Raw genomic sequence first — 17,180 nt, forward strand, 5'->3', positions numbered from 1 at the left:
TGCTACACTAAGGATCACCGAGGGGAGAACTAGTTTTGCGGAAATCAGTCGCGATCAAATTATTCATATTTGCTCTTCCGCTCATAACTCTCTTCGTGAATTGCGATGGTTTCGAAATAGCTCAGAATATCAGTGGTGAACTTGAATCGGGCTCGAGCAAGAGCTCCAGTGACGGGTGTGTGTTGGCTCCCGCTCAATATCGCTCACCTAAAACCATCGACGAAGTCACGACTCTGATCAATGTTCTCCCCAAACCAGTCTCGATTCCCTGTCTGATTGAAAATCTTCCGGCACCACTTAAAATTTATTCTGTTGAAAGTACCGGCAGCGCACAACCTTCCGTTGATTCCAACAATCCAAGAATTTTTATTATCATAAATAACGTCATTGTAAGCGTGACCCCTAAAGGCTTGGGCAGTCAGGTGGTAGAGTTCAGTCAGCTGATTTCATCAACTGAATCAGTAAAGGGTGAAATTAAATTTCCAGTAGTATCCGAACTCGATGTCGCCGCTCCTTACGAGGGCATCCGCGCCGCATTCGGAACAAGTTGTCGTGATTGTCACATGGGAGAGAGAAGCGTTTCAGGTTTTGGGGGCGACGCCTATGCTTCAAGCATTCTTCGACCGAGCTCCGTAGGACGCCAGACCGCTTTGAAGATGCAATTGCAAACTGCCTACTGCAAAGATTCCGACGATCCCTTCCGCTGCAAAATGCTCCGTTCAATATTCGTAAACGGAAAGGCCCAAGACTCAAATTTCCCTTAGGCACATTCGATATTCAGTCGATAGAATTCGAAATTATTTATTCTGTTTAAAAATATCGTCGATATTCGCGTGAAGCTTGGAAGTAAGACTCTCCATCAAAGCTTTCGTGAAATCCTCTAGAGTGTCAGCGGACTCAAAATTTTCCTCAAGCAACTCCGCCTCAGCAGTAAGCTGTTCATTTGTTGCTGTCGTTTCATTTTTTGGATCGCGAGAATGAGACATAATAACTCCTAAAAATTGTTTCGTGTGTGCGCGCAATTTGATGGGGCCCGGCACATCGGGGCCTCGGTGCTTCGCGCTGCCTCCGGTGCCCTCAAGTTAGCACCCTGCTAAGGTGAGTGAACCCACGACCCAGTTTTGATCGAAGATTCGAATCCTATCTCCCCGAAACGAAAAAAGCCTTTTGAGTAATCAAAAGGCTTTTCAAAAAACTTTAGTAAGTACTTCTGCAGAGCAGAAGTGTAGACAACCATTTTTCCCAGCCAAAGGCTGGATAAGAAAAATGGTCGGGGAGATAGGATTCGAACCTACGACCCTCTGGTCCCAAACCAGATGCGCTACCAGACTGCGCTACTCCCCGACAGAGACAGGAAACTAACTAAAAACAGTCCCACTTGTCAAACTGCTAGATTCTAACGCGTAATATAAGTATCATTTTTTCCATGGAAAAGTTTCTGAACTCGTTACCAAAGCCTGTCCTGGTCCTGGGTGCTCTCATTATTGGCATCGCAGTCGTCATTGGGTTTCAACCACCCCATACCGTTTGTGATACCGAGGAAGAAGCTTTGCACGACGTCCTTAAAGGGAAGCTGTTCGCCACCCAAGTTAAGAAAATCACCACTCCGCCGTCCATTCTGCGCGAAAAAGAGGCATGTCAGCTCGGAAACAGCGCGGGCTCCTGCTATGAATACTTTTCGACTTTAAAAACCATCTCTGATGCCGTGTCAAAAAGTTCCAGCAAGTGTGCAAAGCAGCTTTATGACGTGAAGGAAGTGACCGTGGCTTTAAATAACGGAATCGAATTGATGGCGCGTTTGGCGTGGGGAGTGAAGCCTCCCGAGCCGGGCAGTATGGAAAGATTCGGTTGGTTGACTGATGCGGAGATCGCGACATTCTGTCGTCTGAAAAGTACATTTATCAGAGCGAACGGAGAAGAAGCTTGGACAGATTTGCGTAATGCCGTTTCTGCCAAGCTTCCGGGGGAGGAGGTCCCGCAGGCCCCCGAGGGGACAGTTGCTACTGTAACGCCTCGTAAAGCTTCTGCGGTCCTGACTGAGGTGGATATCTGGAATCGCAGCTTGTTTTCAGTTCGCTGCGAAGTTTTTTAAAGAGCCACTAGATCAATGGTCTTCCAGGTAGGAGCGTTCTTTTTCAATTCAAGCTTGCCGTAAAGGGCGAAGCTCTTGTCGATTTTATTTCTAATCAAGTAAGTGACGTTTTGGACTTTTTCGAGAGTCCATTCCGTCGGGTTTAAGCCAAATTTGCTAAGATCAGTTTGTAGTTTCAAAAGAGTGTTTTGTTGGTGAGTCATGGTTCATTTCCTTCGCTAAAATGATTTATTAATTTTACGAAGACCCATTATTGCAACCGGGCTGCCAACATGGCCGTACTCCAAATCAAATTAAAACACAGCTCGCGGGAGCAAAGCCTTGAGTTGTCCTGGTGGGTGGACTAACTTCTTGGATATGAGACGAAACAGATTTTTAGAATATATAGTAATTCAAGTGTTGGTGATCGTGGCCGTCATCGCAATCTTTGCGGTCATTCCAGATAAACAAATCGCTGCCACTGTGGCGGGAGTATTGTTCGTCGCGATGCCTTTGGGATTGATGGCCTGGGAGTATCAACGCGCTGGTTTCATGGAAAAAACCTGGTTTGCCGGGGTATTACAGTTTTGGGTGATCTTTGCTGTGCCCATTTTAGGGATTCGCTTAATGAATTGGGGAGTACCCTTCGATCAATTGGCCTTCTGGGGAATCCCAGGCCCGTTATTACACAGCTGGTCGAGTAAATCTTACATCGTGATGGTCGTTATCACCGCCATCCGCTGGTTCAAGCTCAATAAGAAGGCCGCAAAACAGAATTGATCAAAAAGGTTCAGCCGCAAGGCGGAGGGTTTTGGGTGCAGCGGAGGCGTACGTCCGTACGTCGCAGCGGAAAACAAAGCCCGACAACGCAGTCGGATGGACCTTTTTCATCAATTCTAAATAAAAAAGCCGGGGGTTGCCCGGCTTTTTTAATTCCAAAAGGAAGCTCTATTCAATTTTAAGATCTAATTAGATCTCGAAAGGAACTGGAGAGATTGCTTCAGCTCTGTGGAAAGTGTCGTAAGCGTCAGTACCTGAAGGCAAAAGAGCCAAGTTACGAGCTTTTTTAACTGCTGCAGCTACACGTTTTTGTTGAGCTACGGACAATTTAGAGATGCGAGAAGGAGTGATTTTGCCACCATCGCCGATAAAACGAGTCAAAGATGCTGGATCTTTGTAATCGAATACGTGGTCGCCAGAGAATTCTTGTCTATATTTGCTACGAGTTGTCTTTTTCATGAGTACCCTCTTTTTGAGTTCCTTTTGGTTTGCGAGTTAATGGGTGTACAAGAAAAAAGAGTTGCCATCAAGTGTCTTTTTACTTTATATCCTTGTTTCTTGTTTGCGGCGTCCCTATTGAATTTCAGGAAAGAATCCTGGGGTCGGGCGGCGCTGACCTCGACTTGTAGCTAGTAGGAGCACGTAATGAGCAAATGTGAAATCACTGGAAAAGGCCCAGTTGTAAAAAACTTGGTATCTCACTCCAACATCAAAACTAAAACAACTGCGCAACCAAATGTTCAGAAAAAACGCATCTTTAGCCGTTCTTTGAACGCAATGGTTCGTTTGAACATCGCGACTTCTGCACTTCGTGACATGGAACACGTTGGCGGTTTTGACGCATACATCTTGGGCACAAACGACGCGACTCTTTCTAAAAGAGCGATGGCCGTTAAGATGAGAATCAAAAAGAAAATCTCTGCTAAGAAATAATTGAGGCTGACAAATGAAATTGAAAATCAAAAAAGGCGCGACTGTACAAGTTATCTCTGGCTCTGACAAAGGTAAGAAGGGCACAGTTTTGGCTGTTGACGCTAAAGCAATGAAAATCAGCGTTCAAGGTGTGAAAGTGCAAACACACTACGATAAAAAAGATGGTCTTTTGAAAAAAGAAGGCTTCATCGATTACTCTAACGTTAAGTTGGTAGAAGCAGCTGCAGCTAAAAAGCCAGCTAAGAAATCAGCTAAACAAAAGTCCACATAGGCAATTCCTTCCCGGGATAAAGCCTAATTTTGGTCTCAAAGGTGATCTCTTCGTTTTAGTCTCCTATATAGCTGCGTAAAATTAAGTTGGATTCAGGAAACACTATTTTTGCTGGATCCCAACTTGTAAGACAGGAGAGCAGCTTGATTAAACGAGACCAAAAAACAGTGGAAAAATACAAGAAAGCACTGGTCGCGATGGCGATGCCAGTGCTTTTTTTTTCGTCCCTAGCTTACGCTGATATCGGCGATGCTATGGTTCTCTGCAAGCACAACAAAACAGTTCGTACTCTTCGTGTTGAGATGGGCTCCGACCAAAAGTGTAAAGCTATTTACACCAAACAAGGAGTCGATCAGACTATTGGTTCATCTGGCGATGAAAATTCCTGCTCAGAAATTATCGCAGGCGTCAGAAAAACTTTGGAAGAAGCCAAGTGGAATTGCCGCGACGTCAAAGAAGCGCGTTCCTCGACGGTGATTTCAGTAGAATAGTCAGCTCTTTGAATTTTCAGAGAGCTTAAGGAGAAGGTATGAGTTCGGAATTGATAGTTGCGGTCGCGCAGATGACCTCTATCGATGATGTTGATGCGAACCTGATGCAGATCGAAGCTCTCTTGGAAGATATTTTTAAATCCCACAAGCCTCGCTTGGTGGGATTCCCCGAAAACTGTCTGTATATGCGAACCAAAGAAGGCGAAAAGATCATCGGCTTTGCTGTGACGGATCCCGCTTTTCACCGAGTCGCAGAACTTGCAAAAAAATATGATACCTATCTGCATCTGGGATCTGTTCCCTTGCAGCTCGATGGCCACCTTTACAATTCTTCAGTTTTGATTTCTCCGAAAGGGGAAGTGAAACCGACTTATCAAAAACTTCACTTGTTCGATATTCACTTGGAAGGGCAAAAGCCTATCAAGGAATCAGACGTTTTCCGTCATGGACAACGCCCAAGCATCATCGAAGTCGATGGTTGGAGAATTGGCGAAACGATTTGTTATGACATCCGCTTCGCTGAATTGTTTTCTCAATACGCGCGTAAGGAAGTGGATTTGATTATGGTCCCTGCGGCCTTTCTGGTGAAAACCGGAGAAGCGCATTGGGAGATTTTGCTCAGAGCCCGTGCGATTGAGAGTCAGTCTTATTTAATGGCCAGTGCCCAGGGTGGAACTCACATGGGAGTTAATGGCGGAGTTCGCGAAACTTACGGCCACAGTTTGATGATCGATCCCTGGGGAGCGGTTATTGGTCAGGTGGAAAAGCGCGCAATCGGGTTTTCGGTTGTCACACTTTCCAAGGAAAGAATTGACGGAGTTCGTCGTCAAATTCCAATGAAGTTTCATCGACGTCTTCCAGTTGCCTAAAGCGATAAAATTCTGCATCATTTCTGGTGACATCTTTCTCAATTAGTTTTTAAATGCGCGGTGAACACAAGCGCAGGAAACGGGGTAGTTATGATCCGTCTTTTCTTGGTTTCTGTTTTGATGACTTCCTTGTTGGGACAATCTGTTTTTGCTCAGGAAGTTTTAGCCGGTGCTGTACGCGATGAAAGCAAAGAAGCTGAACTCGCGCAAAAAGCTAAAAAACGCCTTTACCCAGGCGGCCGCGATGAAGGTGACTTGAAGGTTCAAGCTCAAGTAACAAACCCTCCACGCAAACTGGCTCCTCAAGCAGAAATCCAAAACGAAGAACCTGCGGAAGAGTAACGGTAATTTGAGGTCGATCAAAAAGCCACAGATGCAAGGCGGAGGGCTTTCCCACAGCGCAGGCGTACCTGTAAGGTACGTCGGAGCGAGGACAAAGCCAGACAACGCAGCAGATGGGGTTTTTTCAGCGGCCGGCTAGGGGAGAGTATGGTTTTTGATCATTTGCCAGAGGGCGTAACTCGCGAGACTATGGACTGTGATGTTCTGATCGTGGGTGGTGGATCTGCAGGTTTGTCTTGCGCACTTCATTTGCAAAACTCAATCAACAAACATAATGAAGATGTGGCTTCGGGTGCGAAACAAGGTCAACCCATTCCAGATCAAATGATCGTGGTGATCGAAAAAGCTTCCGAGATCGGTGCCCACAGTTTCTCGGGTGCGGTTCTGAATCCGATCGCTCTTCGTCAACTTGTTCCAAACTTCAAGGACGAAGGTTGCCCACTTGATTCGGAAGTTAAAAAAGACGCCGTTTACTATTTGGGAACTGACTACTCTTTCAAAATGCCAATCACGCCTCCGCCATTCCATAACGAAGGCAACTACATCGTTTCTGCCAGCAAGTTGAACCGTTGGTTGGCAACGAAGTGTGAAGAAAAAGGTATCAACATCTTCCCAGGTTTCGCTGCGGTTGAAGCTTTGTACGAAGGTGACAAAATCGTGGGTGTTCGTACGGGCGATAAAGGTCGTGATAAAAACGGCAACCCGAAAGGGAACTTTGAGCCTGGCTTGATCTTGAAATCCAAAGTGACGGTTTTTGCTGAAGGTACTCGCGGTTCTTTGTTCAAAAAAGTAACTGAGAAATTAAATCTTCGCGAAGGCAAGCATCCTGAAGTCTTCGAAGAAGGCGTTAAAGAAATCATCCAAATGCCGAAGGGCACTGTTGAGGCGGGTCAAGTGATCCACACAATGGGTTTCCCTTTGAGCAAATCTATCGGTGGTACTTTCATCTACACATTGCCTGAAGATAAAATTATCGTGGGCTTGGTGGCATACCTGGATACAAACGATCCTTTGCTAGATCCACACCGTGAACTTCAAAAATTGAAAACTCACCCGTTCATGCAAAACATGCTTAAGGGCGGTAAAGTTATCGCTTACGGCGGTAAAACTCTTCCGGCAGGTGGCTGGTATTCTATGCCGAAACTTTACGGTGATGGCTGGATGGTTATTGGGGACTCCGCAAGTATGGTCGATGTGAAGAAGCTTAAAGGCATTCACTTGGCGATGAAGGCGGGTATGTCAGCGGCTGAAACTATTATTGATGGTTTGGTTGCAGGGGCTGAGTTCAATGAATCGGTGACGAAGGCTTACGAAGGCCGTATTGAAAACAGCTTTGTTAAAAAAGACCTTTATGCTGTCAGAAACTTCCACCAGGCGCTTTCTAAAGGGATGCTTGAGGGTATGCCTTTGATCGCTTTGCAAGAGATCACAGGGGGCCGTGGGCTTCAGGATCCAATGCCTTTGGATCACGTGGATGCAGCGACCACCAATAAAGTGGTTGAGGTATGGGGTCCTAATGGCTTTGAGGAGCAATTGAGCGAGCTTCCAAAACCAGATGGGGAGCTTTTCTTTGATAAACTATCCAGCGTCTATTTGACGGGGACGATGCATGATGAGGATTCTCCAAACCACCTTATTTTGAAGGACGGGGATATCTGCCGCTCCGTATGTGAGCCACAGTACAAATCACCATGTAATCATTTCTGTCCAGCCTCTGTATACGAGATGGTTCCGTCTACAAAAGAAGCAGGCAAGAAAGACCTACAAATCAATTATACCAACTGTATTCACTGTAAGACTTGTGATATTAAGTGCCCATTCGAAAACATCGAGTGGACGGTGCCAGAAGGTGGCGGCGGACCACAATATCGCGAGGTCTAACCATCAAATAGGGGTGGGACCTGGGCGGTATAGGGTGCTGTCAGATAAGGTTTTTCAAGGCGTGAGGAGGAAGCTGTACTAAATGTACTGCGACGACGAACAACGCTGAAAAAGCTTATCTGACAGCGCCCGCAGGAAGTGGGGCGAGGGACCCTGCTTTCTTAACCAACAGAAAGGACCATCCCCATGGCAGAATTTTTCGCGTCTACAGCAAAGGGTCTCGTAGATCCTCTAGAACAAGAACTTAAAGATTTAAATCTAAAAATCACCGGCAAAACCGCAGGTGGCGTTTACTTTGAGAGCAATTGGGAAGGTTGCTATAAAGCGAACCTTCACTCTCGCATGGCAAGCCGTATCTTGAAACCCACACAAGATTTCTTCGCTTACCAACCTGAAGAGTTGTACGCGCAAATCATGCGCCACGACTACACTAAATACATTAAACCAAATCAAACATTGAGCATCGACGTTTCCGTTGGCGATTCCATGATGCGCGATCAACGTTTCATCGCGATGAAAATCAAAGATGCTATCGTGGATCAGTTCCGTGACAAGTTTGGTATCCGTCCAGACGTGGATAACTACAATCCAGCTTTGCGCGTGGTTGTTCGTTCCGTTAAAAATCAGTTCAACGTTTCTATCGATACTTCGGGTGATTCACTTTTCAAACGTGGTTACCGCAAAGACGTGGGCGAGGCTCCACTTAAAGAAAACTTGGCAGCAGGTCTGATCAAGCTTTCTGATTGGGACGGAAAAACTCCGCTGGTCGATTTCATGTGCGGATCTGGAACATTCATGATTGAAGCTGCGATGATGGCGAAAAATATCGCTCCGGGTATCAACCGTAAACGCTTTGGTTTCATGAATCTTTTGAACTTCGAAAGCGAAGTTTGGGATAAAGTGGTTGATGAAGCCATCGCTGCAGAAAAAGAAGAAATCGAAACCAAATTCTACGCATACGATATCGACAACAAAGTTTTGAAGTCTGCAAAAGAAAATGCCAAAGCCGCAGGCGTTGACGACGTGATTGAATTCAAAAAAGAATCCGTTGCAACAGTAGAGCCCCCAGTTGAAAAAGGTTTGATCATCGTGAACCCACCTTACGGTGCGCGTATCGGTGATGAAGACAATCTTCGTGACGTGTATCGTGACTTGAGCTTTACGTTAAAACACCGTTTCAAAGGTTGGGATGCTTGGATCCTTTCAGGGAACAAAGACTTGATCGCTGACCTCAAATTGAAATCGACGCGCAAGCACTTTGTATTTAACGGTAACATCGAGTGTCGTTTCCTGAAATACAGCATGTTCTAAGTCTCAGATTAGGTTTTAGTTTGATAAATCGGATAAATGGCGGCATTCAATATGCCGCCATTTGTTTTTGAAGGGGGTTCGAATGAAGCTTTTTGTAATGATCGTGGCAATGGTGTTTCCAGTACTTGCATCGGCGGCCGTACAAGATGTCAGAGATTTTCAAACGTATGATTGTCAAATCACCGGCGGAGTGGGAGCAGCTCACTATGTAAAAGGCCATTTCATGACGATCGCGATCGATGATCATATTGGCCAGTTTTTCCAGGAGCGTTTCGTACTTGATGGCTCTGAAATTCAGTTTCAAATTTTGATTGAGGAAACTAAGAAGACAGACGGCACCGTGATTTTGTTGCAGAATCTGAAAATCGATGGAGAGGAAACTTCTGTCGAAAAAGTTGTGAAGTCGGTGGCTAAGACGACCACGTTCAACGGTGACTACAAAGCTTCCTGTGTAATTTCCAAATAGAAAAAAGGCGCTCTCTGAAGCGCCTTTTTTATTTTTAATAGACCCCAGGTCCTACCTGGTCTTTCGTGAAAATCATTTCGATATATTTTTGTTTAGTTAAATTGAAAAACTAAAATAAAATGCCTGTGAATCGTCGGGACATTTCAAGATTGATGGACGCGACTTGATTATTCACATTGTCCCTAGTGTTCGCAAGACCCTTAAATCCTGCGTGTTAAAATTGGGTTATGAACGATAATCGAGAACTGCAACGACGATATCTCACGATATTTAAATCAAAGATTATCGGAATAATCTCAACCAACACCCGTGGTGAAATATTTGATGCGAATGAGTGCTTCCTGGAAATGCTGGGATACACGCGCGAAGATTTGGAAGCCAGAAAATTAAATTGGAAAGTTTTAACGCCTCCGGATCGACTCGAAGAAAGTCTTGAAATTCAGTCCCAATTGTTAGCGACACCGGGCATTTCCGTTTCACTGGAAAAAGAATATTTTCACAAAGATGGGCACCGTGTCCCCGTACGAATTGGGGTGACGAGTTTTGAAGACGGAACCGATATCACGCTTGTGCAGGACATTTCGAAGCAAAAGAAAATTGAAAAGGAACTCGCGGAAGCCAATGAGTTTTTAGAAAGTCGCGTGGAGATGCGAACCCGGCAATTGGCCGAGTCAGAAGCCTTTTTGTCGGGAATAATTGAGACCATGCCCTCGATGGTTTTTGTTAAAGATGCGGAAAATCTTGCCTTTGTTCGTTTGAATCGAGCGGGAGAAGAGCTGCTTGGAATTTCCCGCGAGGAGTTTATTGGAAAAACTGATTACGATTTTTTTACCAAAGATTTAGCGGAACATTTTCGTGGGATCGATCGCCAGGTTTTAAACGGTGAGATTCCTCATGCTATTACTGAAGACTCGTTACCCACAAGAAATGGCATTCGCCGAATTCATACCATTAAGATTCCTGTCCGAGACAAAGATGGACATGCCCGTTTTTTATTGGGAGTGACTGAAGACATCACAGACCGTATCGAAGCGGCCCGCCAGCGCGAGGATCTGGTGCGGGCTCAAGCAGAAAAAGAGGCGGCGGAAACCCGAGCACAACAGGAACGGTTTATTTCTGAGCTGACATTTGAACTTTCTCGATCTGTTGAATTACGGGACACGCTGCGCACTTTCTGTGAAAAGGTGGTGCCTCGCCTAGCTGATGTTTGTGTGATTGAAATTATCGACGAAGAGGGGATGGATTATGTCGCCACAGAAGTTCATGCGGCAAGCCCAGAAGAAGAAAGTTTCATTCGCCGCTGGAGAGCCGAGAACCCGCCGAAATGGGATCCTGAATTCGGTGGCCCCACGATCATTCGCTCGGGAAAAACAGTAGTGCTGAATGGACTGGAAAATATTGGAAAGTATGTTCGGGATCACTATGATATCGAGATAGAGCCTAAGGGTGCAGCGATGCTTTCCGAAGCATTTATGATTGTGCCGTTGATGGCCCGGGATCAGACCCCGATGGGTTTTGTGAGTCTGGTTTCTACAACATCCAAAAGGACATTTACGGAACGTGAGCAATCGCTGGCGGAGGAAGTCTGTTCTCGCTTGGCTGTGTTGATTGAAAACTCCCGGTTGTACGAGCGAGCTCAAGAAGCGAGTCGTGCGAAATCGGACTTTCTGGCAAATGTCAGTCATGAAATACGAACGCCCTTAGGAGCGATGCTGGGATTTGCGGAAATTTTAAGAGATGACACTCAACTTACTCCTGAGCAAAGGCACTCGGTGGACACCGTTTTGCGCAATGGTCAGCAGCTTTTGCGGATCGTAAATGAAATCTTGGATATATCAAAAATTGAGTCTGAAAAAATTCAGATTGAAAACATTGTCTTTGGTCTTCGCGAGCTATTGGAGGATGTCACTTATCTTTTAAGAGTTAAGGCAGAAGAAAAAGGGATAGAGTTGCGCTTGCGAATCGGAACCGTTCGGGACCAGCTTATCAGTGATCCGGGGCGTATTCGTCAGATTCTGATCAACATGGTGGGGAACGCGATTAAATTCACAGAGCAGGGTTATGTGGAGTTGCGGGCCGAAGCCATACCGACGCGCATACCGGAGCGGTTTATTTTGCAGTTCATCGTGACCGATACCGGTATTGGAATTTCTAAAGAGCAGCGGGGACACCTCTTTCAGCCATTTTCTCAAGCGGACAGTTCGACGACACGAAGATTTGGTGGGACGGGGTTGGGCTTGTTTTTGTCACGAAAGCTTGCGCGGCTTTTGGGCGGTGATATCACGTTCACAAGTACCGTGGGTAAAGGAAGCCGGTTTTTAATTTCCGTCGTCGCCCATGTACCGTCAGCCAAGGTGCAGGCCGAGCCGCCCAAGCGCGAGTACGTAGTAAATGCCGCGGGCACGTACTTGCAGGCCGGAGTTATTCTGGTCGTGGATGATGCTGCCGACAATCGTGAGCTGCTCCGCCATTACCTTAAGAAATCGGGATTGGATGACACCCAAATTGAAATGGCATCCAACGGCGAAGAGGCCGTCCGCAAAGCGAGTGCTAAAACCTATCGGATGATTTTAATGGATATTCAGATGCCACATATGGATGGCTTTCAAGCTCTTAAAAAATTGCGGGATCAGGGATACGAATGTCCCATCATCGCTCTCACCGCCCACGCTATGAAAGGCGACCGGGAAAAATGCTTGGAAGCAGGATTTGATGGTTACCTTCAAAAGCCCCTTCGCAAAGAGGCTTTGAATGAAGTTTTGAATACGGACTATCGCTGAATAAAAAAGGGAGGTTGGCGCCTCCCTTTTTTTGTCTGCACTCTAGATTATTAGAATGGTTTTGTGATCGCTAGTATTGCGGCTGTTGTGCCTAAGCCAAATAGGAGGATGGCGATGGGCCAGCCGATGTGGCCTTTGCGTTTTACGATGGAGATTCCAGCTCCCATCAAAACCCAGATACCTAGTTTGGCCAAAGCCCAACCTGGGAGTTGTTTCATGATTCCCATTTTTGCAAGCATGCCGAAGCCGCCAATAAGTAAGAACAAAAGACCCATTCCGTGAGTAGCGAAACTCATCATGCGCGCTTTTGCATTCAGTGTGATTCCGGCGTAAGAAGTTACCAGCAATCCGCCGAAGCCGAAGAACAATGTGATTAAGCCCAGCATGTGCAAGATTTTGTAAAATTCGAAAGTCATTTCAGTTCCTTTATTCTTCTTTAAGACCCAGGTGTTTTACGACGCGGGCAAGTTCTTTTCTGATGCGAGTCAGTTGTGACAGATTGGCCAGAGTTTTCAACGATTCACGCAAAGGTTCAAGAGGATATCCACCGTATGCACCACTTTGTTGCACGTCGCTTGTCACTCCGGATTTACCTGCGATAATCACTTTGTCACAAATGGTAACGTGATCCGAAACGGCGGCATCACCACCGAACATACAGTTGCTTCCGATGCGAGATGAGCCCGCAATTTTAAAGCCAGCGGCCATCACGTTATTCTGACCAATGATAACGTTATGAGCGACATGGCAGAAGTTATCCATTTTCGTTCCGCGACCGATACGGGTTTCCGTCAAAGCGGCGCGGTCCACGGCACAGTTTGCTCCCAATTCCACGTGGTCTTCGATGACCACCTTGCCGATTTGTGGGATTTTTTTGTGAGTGCCGTCCTTAGCCATGGCGAAAGAAAAACCATCAGCCCCGATTGTGGTGTGCGGATGGAATTCACAGTGCGCTCCGATTTCGCTGTAAGCACCGATGAAAACTTGAGGGTGAAGGATCGTCAGCGCACCGATTTGGGCATAGGATTCGATCACGACATGGGCTCCGATGGTGGCTCCATCGCCAATGCGGACGTGTTCACCAATGACCGCAAACGGTCCCACGGAAACGTTCTGACCCAGGTGGGCATGGGGATGGATCCAAGCGCTCGGGTGAATTTTCGTTTCCTGGTTGAAGCGGTTCATTTTTCCGTCAAACAACGGAAGGATCGCCGCCATAGCCAATTGAATGTTATGAGTCGAAAAGAATGTCGCCTTGCTATCGGTCGGTAAAGTCAGGGACTTGTGAGCAACGATAATGGGCGACTGCGCCTTTAAAGCTTTCTCAAGGAAGTCTGGCTTGGACACGAAGATTAAACTTTCGGAGTCAGCCTGATCTGGAGGAAGGACTTTTTGAGCGATGGAGTCTTTGGGGCCGGATACGTAAGTTACATCCGGAGACTGAAGAGTATTAATAACGTCTGCTGTAATCATATAGTGATGCCTCGCGCTAACATTTTCCCAATATATTTTTGATGTCAAGTCACTGGGTGATAGTATAAGTCTCATATAAACACGTTTCGATCATTTCTCACCTTTAAAATTTAGAGAGGAATTGAGATGGCCAAAAAGGCAGTTAAAAAGGAAGCTCCTGCAGCAAAGGCAAAGAAGCCAGTAAAGCCTGCAGCAAAGCCTGCCGCTAAAGCGGCAAAGCCAGCTCCGAAAGCCGCAAAACCTGCGGCAAAACCAGCAGCAAAGCCGGCACCAGCGAAAGCTGCCAAGCCAGCAGCTGCTAAAGCCGCTCCGGTAAAAGCAGCTAAAGCTGCTCCTGCACCGGCTCCGGCCCCTGCTAAAGCTGCAAAGGCTCCTCCGGTTGCTAAACCTGAGAAAAAGCCTGCTAAGGCAGCCGCAGCTCCAGAAGCTGAAGTCGTTGAGGCTCCCAAAAAAGAAAAGAAAATCAAAATCGACAAAACCGGTATGAGCGAGGATCAGGTTAAGTGGCACGAGCTTCACGAGAAGTATCGCGGCACAAAAGCTCAGTCCTACAATATCGGCAACCAATATGAGGCTAAAACTCCTATTGAGCACAAGATTTTCGGATGGGGTTATATCATGTCCAATGAATATGACCGCCTTGAGGTTCTTTTTGAAGATGGAAAGCGAATGCTAATCAGCAACAGGAAGTTATCTTAACTAAACCCTTAAAAAGGCCCCAGATTGGGGCCTTTTGCGTGTTGCATATTGATATAAATGGGCAGAAATCTATTGCAAGGCCCCGCATTCTGACCTAGAAATTTACCTACATGGCAAAAGACGATTTAGTACAAATTGACGGAAAAGTGATCGACGCCCTTGCGGGTGGTCTTTACAAGATCGAACTTGAAAATAAAGTTATCATCAACGCAAAGCTTTGCGGAAAGATGAGACGCTTTAATATTCGTGTGGTTGTTGGTGACCGCGTGAGCGTAGGCGTATCTCCATACGATCCTAGCCACGGTCTGATCCAATTCCGTCATAAATAGTATAGATTTTAAGCTCAAACTCATTCCAATAAATCTAGAGGTTCTATGGATCAGGCTCTTCAGAGTTATTTGGCTCGTATTGTCCCAACTGTCCCAGCAAAATCAGCACAAGCTGTGATTGAACTTGCTGCGGAAGGGGCTACAGTCCCATTCATCGCGCGTTACCGTAAAGAGAAAACAGGCAATTTGGATGAAGTTCAAATTCGCGGTGTTATCGAAGGTCACGAAACTTACAACGAAATCGTGAAGCGTAAAGCGTTCCTGATCAAAGAGATCGGGGAGCAAAACAATCTCACGGCTGAAATCCAAAAGCGTATCGAGCTTTCCTGGGATTTGGGCGAGTTGGAAGAAATCTACAAACCATTCAAAAAGAAAAAGAAAACCAAAGCTACGATCGCTCGCGAAGCTGGCTTGGAACCTTTGGCGAATTGGATCTGGGACATGGGGCACGGCAAGTTGAAAGACTCCGAGACTATGGAAATGAAAGCCAAGGCTTTCTTGAACCCAACTGCCAAAATCGTGACTTACGAAGAAGCGCTTAAAGGTGCTCAAGATATCATCGTCGACAAGATCGCCAATGATGCTGAACTTCGTGCGATGGTTGCTAAAAATTATAACGAAAACGGTCGCATCGTTTCTAAAGCGGCTAAAGGCTACAAAGCGAACTCTAAATACGAAATGTACAAAGAGTTTGAAGAGCCAGTTAAACCTTTGATGGATGCTAAAAACAATCACCGCTACTTGGCGATGAGACGAGGTTGGCAGGAAGAAGAGCTTACTCTTGACGTTAAAGGTGATGACGAAGCGATCTTGAAATCTTACGAGAACTTTGCGACTTCAACTCCTGACAATGCGATCGGTGAGTACTTGAAGCAATCGGCTCGTTTGGCCTTGAACGTTTACGTTCTTCCATCTGTAGTAAACGAAGTTCACCGTTTGCTGAAAGAAAAAGCGGACCAAGACGCGATTACTGTATTTGCTGAAAACGTTCGTAAACTATTGCTCGCTTCTCCGTACGGTTCAAAATGCGTATTGGGTGTCGACCCTGGTTTGCGTACAGGTTGCAAAGTGGCTTTGATTGATAAATCAGGTGCTTTCATCTCTCACACTGTTCTTTACACATTGGGCGACGATGCTGAACGCAAAGCTAAAACTTTGTTCGGCGAAGTAATGAAGCAAGTTCAAATCGAAGCGATCGCTGTCGGTAACGGTACTGCAGGTCGCGAGACGGAATCTTTCTTGCGCAAAGTTTTGAAAGATCTTGGTAAAAATATTCCGGTTGTGATGGTTTCTGAATCTGGTGCCTCTGTGTACTCGGCTTCTGATATCGCTCGTGAAGAGTTCCCGGATCTGGATCTAACTGTAAAAGGTGCGATCTCTATCGCACGTCGTTTGCAGGATCCTTTGGCGGAGCTTGTGAAGGTAGATCCAAAATCTATCGGTGTTGGTCAGTACCAACATGACGTGAATCAATCTCAATTGAAAAAATCATTGGAAGCAGTGGTTGAGTCTTGCGTGAATAACGTAGGGGTTGACGTAAATACAGCTTCTGCAGCGTTGCTTTCACACGTGGCGGGTATCGGTCCTGCACTTGCAAAAGGTATCGTTGAAGCTCGTAAGAAAACGTTGTTCTCGGATCGTAGCGAACTTTTGAAAGTTCCTAAGTTCTCTGCAAAAGTTTACGAACAAGCAGCTGGTTTCTTGCGTATCCCTGGCGGTAAGCAAGTTTTGGATTCTACAGGGATCCATCCCGAGCGTTACCAAGCTGTGACTGATATGGCAAAAGACCTTGGCGTTTCTTTGACTGAAGTTATCGGTGAAGGCGCTAAGAAGCTTGTTGCCCAAAGAACTAAATGGGCTCAGCTAGTGGGTGAGTTCACTTTCGATGACATCGTGAAAGAGCTTGAAAAACCAGGACGTGACCCTCGTGATCCGTTCAAAGTTTTCCAATACCGCGATGACATCATGGAAGTGAAAGACCTTAAAGAAGGCATGATCTGTCCAGGTATCGTCACGAACGTAACGAATTTCGGTGCTTTCGTTGATATCGGTGTTCACCAAGACGGTTTGGTTCACATTTCAGCACTTTCTCACAAGTTCGTGGATGATCCTCGTAAAGTGGTAAATCCTGGTGACCATGTGTCTGTAAAAGTATTGAAAGTCGACACTGTGAAAAACCAGATTTCATTGACGATGAAAATGGATGACGCTGTTGAAGCTTCTTCCGCTCCTCGTGGTGAAAGACCGCAACAACCGCGTGGCGCTTCTGCTGCGAAGGGTTCTGGAAAGTCACAAGTGGGTCAGGGTGTTTCTCGTCCGATGAACAGCACTCCGGCGAAACCAGGCAACCCGTTCAACAATCCGTTTGCGGCTTTGATGAACACTCCAACTAAAAAATAACAAAGGGGATTACAATGGCAGCTAAAGGCAAATCTAGAAAAGGTATCCGTCACAGAAAAAAACGCATTTTGACAAAAAAGCGTA

Annotated in this window: 20 protein-coding genes and 1 tRNA gene; 15 read left to right on the forward strand and 6 right to left on the reverse strand. The window is 46.1% G+C overall.

Going from position 1 to position 17,180, the window contains the following annotated elements:
- Nucleotides 1-95 precede the first annotated feature (95 nt).
- Nucleotides 96-764 (forward strand): hypothetical protein, encoded by a 669-nt coding sequence (locus tag ACLSU7_RS16165; RefSeq protein WP_413292935.1) that lies wholly within the window; start codon nucleotides 96-98, stop codon nucleotides 762-764.
- Between the two features lie 33 nt (nucleotides 765-797).
- Here the strand turns inward: ACLSU7_RS16165 and ACLSU7_RS16170 are convergent, their stop codons facing one another.
- Nucleotides 798-986, reverse strand: a complete 189-nt coding sequence (locus ACLSU7_RS16170; protein ID WP_413292936.1) for a hypothetical protein — start codon at nucleotides 984-986, stop codon at nucleotides 798-800.
- A gap of 281 nt (nucleotides 987-1,267) precedes the next feature.
- Nucleotides 1,268-1,344, reverse strand: a tRNA-Pro gene (locus tag ACLSU7_RS16175).
- Nucleotides 1,345-1,426: 82 nt separating this feature from the next.
- Between ACLSU7_RS16175 and ACLSU7_RS16180 the strand changes: the two genes are divergently transcribed.
- Entirely contained in the window at nucleotides 1,427-2,092 is a 666-nt protein-coding gene (locus tag ACLSU7_RS16180; protein ID WP_413292937.1) for a hypothetical protein, read from the forward strand.
- Here the strand turns inward: ACLSU7_RS16180 and ACLSU7_RS16185 are convergent.
- On the reverse strand, nucleotides 2,089-2,295 hold the full coding sequence (locus ACLSU7_RS16185) for a hypothetical protein (protein ID WP_413292938.1): 207 nt from the start codon (nucleotides 2,293-2,295) through the stop codon (nucleotides 2,089-2,091). The two genes, ACLSU7_RS16180 and ACLSU7_RS16185, sit on opposite strands and share 4 nt — an antisense overlap.
- A 154-nt stretch (nucleotides 2,296-2,449) precedes the next feature.
- Here ACLSU7_RS16185 and ACLSU7_RS16190 point away from each other — a divergent pair, with 154 nt between their 5' ends.
- Nucleotides 2,450-2,851, forward strand: a complete 402-nt coding sequence (locus tag ACLSU7_RS16190; protein WP_413292939.1) for a hypothetical protein — start codon at nucleotides 2,450-2,452, stop codon at nucleotides 2,849-2,851.
- A gap of 189 nt (nucleotides 2,852-3,040) precedes the next feature.
- On the opposite strand, the gene rpsR is transcribed toward ACLSU7_RS16190, so the two are convergent.
- A complete protein-coding gene (rpsR, locus tag ACLSU7_RS16195; RefSeq protein ID WP_142701242.1) occupies nucleotides 3,041-3,310 on the reverse strand; it encodes a 30S ribosomal protein S18 in 270 nt (89 codons plus the stop codon).
- A 186-nt stretch (nucleotides 3,311-3,496) separates the two neighbouring features.
- Here rpsR and rpmB point away from each other — a divergent pair, with 186 nt between their 5' ends.
- The 9 genes from rpmB (at nucleotide 3,497) to ACLSU7_RS16240 (ending at nucleotide 12,195) form a co-directional block, all read left to right on the forward strand.
- Entirely contained in the window at nucleotides 3,497-3,784 is a 288-nt protein-coding gene (gene rpmB, locus ACLSU7_RS16200; RefSeq protein ID WP_413292940.1) for a 50S ribosomal protein L28, read from the forward strand.
- Nucleotides 3,785-3,797: 13 nt separating this feature from the next.
- Nucleotides 3,798-4,055 carry a KOW motif-containing protein gene (locus ACLSU7_RS16205; protein WP_413292941.1) on the forward strand — a complete coding sequence of 86 codons (258 nt, stop codon included), beginning with the start codon at nucleotides 3,798-3,800 and terminating at the stop codon, nucleotides 4,053-4,055.
- 143 nt (nucleotides 4,056-4,198) lie between these two features.
- On the forward strand, nucleotides 4,199-4,546 hold the full coding sequence (locus tag ACLSU7_RS16210; protein ID WP_246845681.1) for a hypothetical protein: 348 nt from the start codon (nucleotides 4,199-4,201) through the stop codon (nucleotides 4,544-4,546).
- 38 nt (nucleotides 4,547-4,584) lie between these two features.
- On the forward strand, nucleotides 4,585-5,415 hold the full coding sequence (locus ACLSU7_RS16215; RefSeq protein WP_413292942.1) for a carbon-nitrogen hydrolase family protein: 831 nt from the start codon (nucleotides 4,585-4,587) through the stop codon (nucleotides 5,413-5,415).
- 90 nt (nucleotides 5,416-5,505) lie between these two features.
- The gene (locus ACLSU7_RS16220) at nucleotides 5,506-5,757 is read left to right on the forward strand and encodes a hypothetical protein (protein ID WP_413292943.1); all 252 of its coding nucleotides are present in this window, start codon (nucleotides 5,506-5,508) and stop codon (nucleotides 5,755-5,757) included.
- 147 nt (nucleotides 5,758-5,904) lie between these two features.
- Nucleotides 5,905-7,638 carry a 4Fe-4S dicluster domain-containing protein gene (locus tag ACLSU7_RS16225; protein WP_413292944.1) on the forward strand — a complete coding sequence of 578 codons (1,734 nt, stop codon included), beginning with the start codon at nucleotides 5,905-5,907 and terminating at the stop codon, nucleotides 7,636-7,638.
- A gap of 186 nt (nucleotides 7,639-7,824) precedes the next feature.
- Nucleotides 7,825-8,949 (forward strand): THUMP domain-containing class I SAM-dependent RNA methyltransferase, encoded by a 1,125-nt coding sequence (locus ACLSU7_RS16230; protein WP_413292945.1) that lies wholly within the window; start codon nucleotides 7,825-7,827, stop codon nucleotides 8,947-8,949.
- An 82-nt stretch (nucleotides 8,950-9,031) separates the two neighbouring features.
- Nucleotides 9,032-9,415 carry a hypothetical protein gene (locus tag ACLSU7_RS16235; protein ID WP_413292946.1) on the forward strand — a complete coding sequence of 128 codons (384 nt, stop codon included), beginning with the start codon at nucleotides 9,032-9,034 and terminating at the stop codon, nucleotides 9,413-9,415.
- A gap of 227 nt (nucleotides 9,416-9,642) precedes the next feature.
- Nucleotides 9,643-12,195, forward strand: coding sequence for a PAS domain S-box protein (locus ACLSU7_RS16240; protein WP_413292947.1), 2,553 nt, complete (start codon nucleotides 9,643-9,645; stop codon nucleotides 12,193-12,195).
- Between the two features lie 50 nt (nucleotides 12,196-12,245).
- Here the strand turns inward: ACLSU7_RS16240 and ACLSU7_RS16245 are convergent, their stop codons facing one another.
- Nucleotides 12,246-12,611 (reverse strand): hypothetical protein, encoded by a 366-nt coding sequence (locus ACLSU7_RS16245; protein WP_413292948.1) that lies wholly within the window; start codon nucleotides 12,609-12,611, stop codon nucleotides 12,246-12,248.
- 10 nt (nucleotides 12,612-12,621) lie between these two features.
- The gene (gene lpxD, locus ACLSU7_RS16250) at nucleotides 12,622-13,668 is read right to left on the reverse strand and encodes a UDP-3-O-(3-hydroxymyristoyl)glucosamine N-acyltransferase (protein ID WP_413292949.1); all 1,047 of its coding nucleotides are present in this window, start codon (nucleotides 13,666-13,668) and stop codon (nucleotides 12,622-12,624) included.
- A gap of 126 nt (nucleotides 13,669-13,794) precedes the next feature.
- On the opposite strand from lpxD, the gene ACLSU7_RS16255 reads away from it, so the two are divergent.
- The 3 genes from ACLSU7_RS16255 (at nucleotide 13,795) to ACLSU7_RS16265 (ending at nucleotide 17,096) form a co-directional block, all read left to right on the forward strand.
- Nucleotides 13,795-14,367: a hypothetical protein gene (locus tag ACLSU7_RS16255; protein ID WP_413292950.1), complete on the forward strand. Its 573-nt coding sequence runs from the start codon at nucleotides 13,795-13,797 to the stop codon at nucleotides 14,365-14,367.
- Nucleotides 14,368-14,477: 110 nt separating this feature from the next.
- Complete coding sequence (infA, locus tag ACLSU7_RS16260; RefSeq protein ID WP_142701229.1) at nucleotides 14,478-14,696, forward strand: translation initiation factor IF-1; 219 nt, start codon at nucleotides 14,478-14,480, stop codon at nucleotides 14,694-14,696.
- 45 nt (nucleotides 14,697-14,741) lie between these two features.
- The gene (locus tag ACLSU7_RS16265; protein WP_413292951.1) at nucleotides 14,742-17,096 is read left to right on the forward strand and encodes a helix-hairpin-helix domain-containing protein; all 2,355 of its coding nucleotides are present in this window, start codon (nucleotides 14,742-14,744) and stop codon (nucleotides 17,094-17,096) included.
- The last annotated feature ends 84 nt before the right edge of the window (nucleotides 17,097-17,180 follow it).

The organism is Bdellovibrio sp. HCB185ZH, assembly GCF_047302455.1.
In the GTDB taxonomy this organism is placed as follows: Bacteria; Bdellovibrionota; Bdellovibrionia; order Bdellovibrionales; family Bdellovibrionaceae; genus Bdellovibrio.

Coding starts and splice junctions, on each gene's coding strand:
- ACLSU7_RS16185 (WP_413292938.1), bottom strand. CDS start 2,295: ATGACTCACCAACAAAACACTCTTTTGAAACTACAAACTGATCTTAGC.
- ACLSU7_RS16265 (WP_413292951.1), top strand. CDS start 14,742: ATGGATCAGGCTCTTCAGAGTTATTTGGCTCGTATTGTCCCAACTGTC.
- ACLSU7_RS16235 (WP_413292946.1), top strand. CDS start 9,032: ATGAAGCTTTTTGTAATGATCGTGGCAATGGTGTTTCCAGTACTTGCA.
- lpxD (WP_413292949.1), bottom strand. CDS start 13,668: ATGATTACAGCAGACGTTATTAATACTCTTCAGTCTCCGGATGTAACT.
- ACLSU7_RS16190 (WP_413292939.1), top strand. CDS start 2,450: ATGAGACGAAACAGATTTTTAGAATATATAGTAATTCAAGTGTTGGTG.
- ACLSU7_RS16225 (WP_413292944.1), top strand. CDS start 5,905: ATGGTTTTTGATCATTTGCCAGAGGGCGTAACTCGCGAGACTATGGAC.
- ACLSU7_RS16215 (WP_413292942.1), top strand. CDS start 4,585: ATGAGTTCGGAATTGATAGTTGCGGTCGCGCAGATGACCTCTATCGAT.
- infA (WP_142701229.1), top strand. CDS start 14,478: ATGGCAAAAGACGATTTAGTACAAATTGACGGAAAAGTGATCGACGCC.
- rpsR (WP_142701242.1), bottom strand. CDS start 3,310: ATGAAAAAGACAACTCGTAGCAAATATAGACAAGAATTCTCTGGCGAC.
- ACLSU7_RS16230 (WP_413292945.1), top strand. CDS start 7,825: ATGGCAGAATTTTTCGCGTCTACAGCAAAGGGTCTCGTAGATCCTCTA.
- ACLSU7_RS16180 (WP_413292937.1), top strand. CDS start 1,427: ATGGAAAAGTTTCTGAACTCGTTACCAAAGCCTGTCCTGGTCCTGGGT.
- ACLSU7_RS16170 (WP_413292936.1), bottom strand. CDS start 986: ATGTCTCATTCTCGCGATCCAAAAAATGAAACGACAGCAACAAATGAA.
- ACLSU7_RS16240 (WP_413292947.1), top strand. CDS start 9,643: ATGAACGATAATCGAGAACTGCAACGACGATATCTCACGATATTTAAA.
- ACLSU7_RS16220 (WP_413292943.1), top strand. CDS start 5,506: ATGATCCGTCTTTTCTTGGTTTCTGTTTTGATGACTTCCTTGTTGGGA.
- ACLSU7_RS16245 (WP_413292948.1), bottom strand. CDS start 12,611: ATGACTTTCGAATTTTACAAAATCTTGCACATGCTGGGCTTAATCACA.
- rpmB (WP_413292940.1), top strand. CDS start 3,497: ATGAGCAAATGTGAAATCACTGGAAAAGGCCCAGTTGTAAAAAACTTG.
- ACLSU7_RS16205 (WP_413292941.1), top strand. CDS start 3,798: ATGAAATTGAAAATCAAAAAAGGCGCGACTGTACAAGTTATCTCTGGC.
- ACLSU7_RS16255 (WP_413292950.1), top strand. CDS start 13,795: ATGGCCAAAAAGGCAGTTAAAAAGGAAGCTCCTGCAGCAAAGGCAAAG.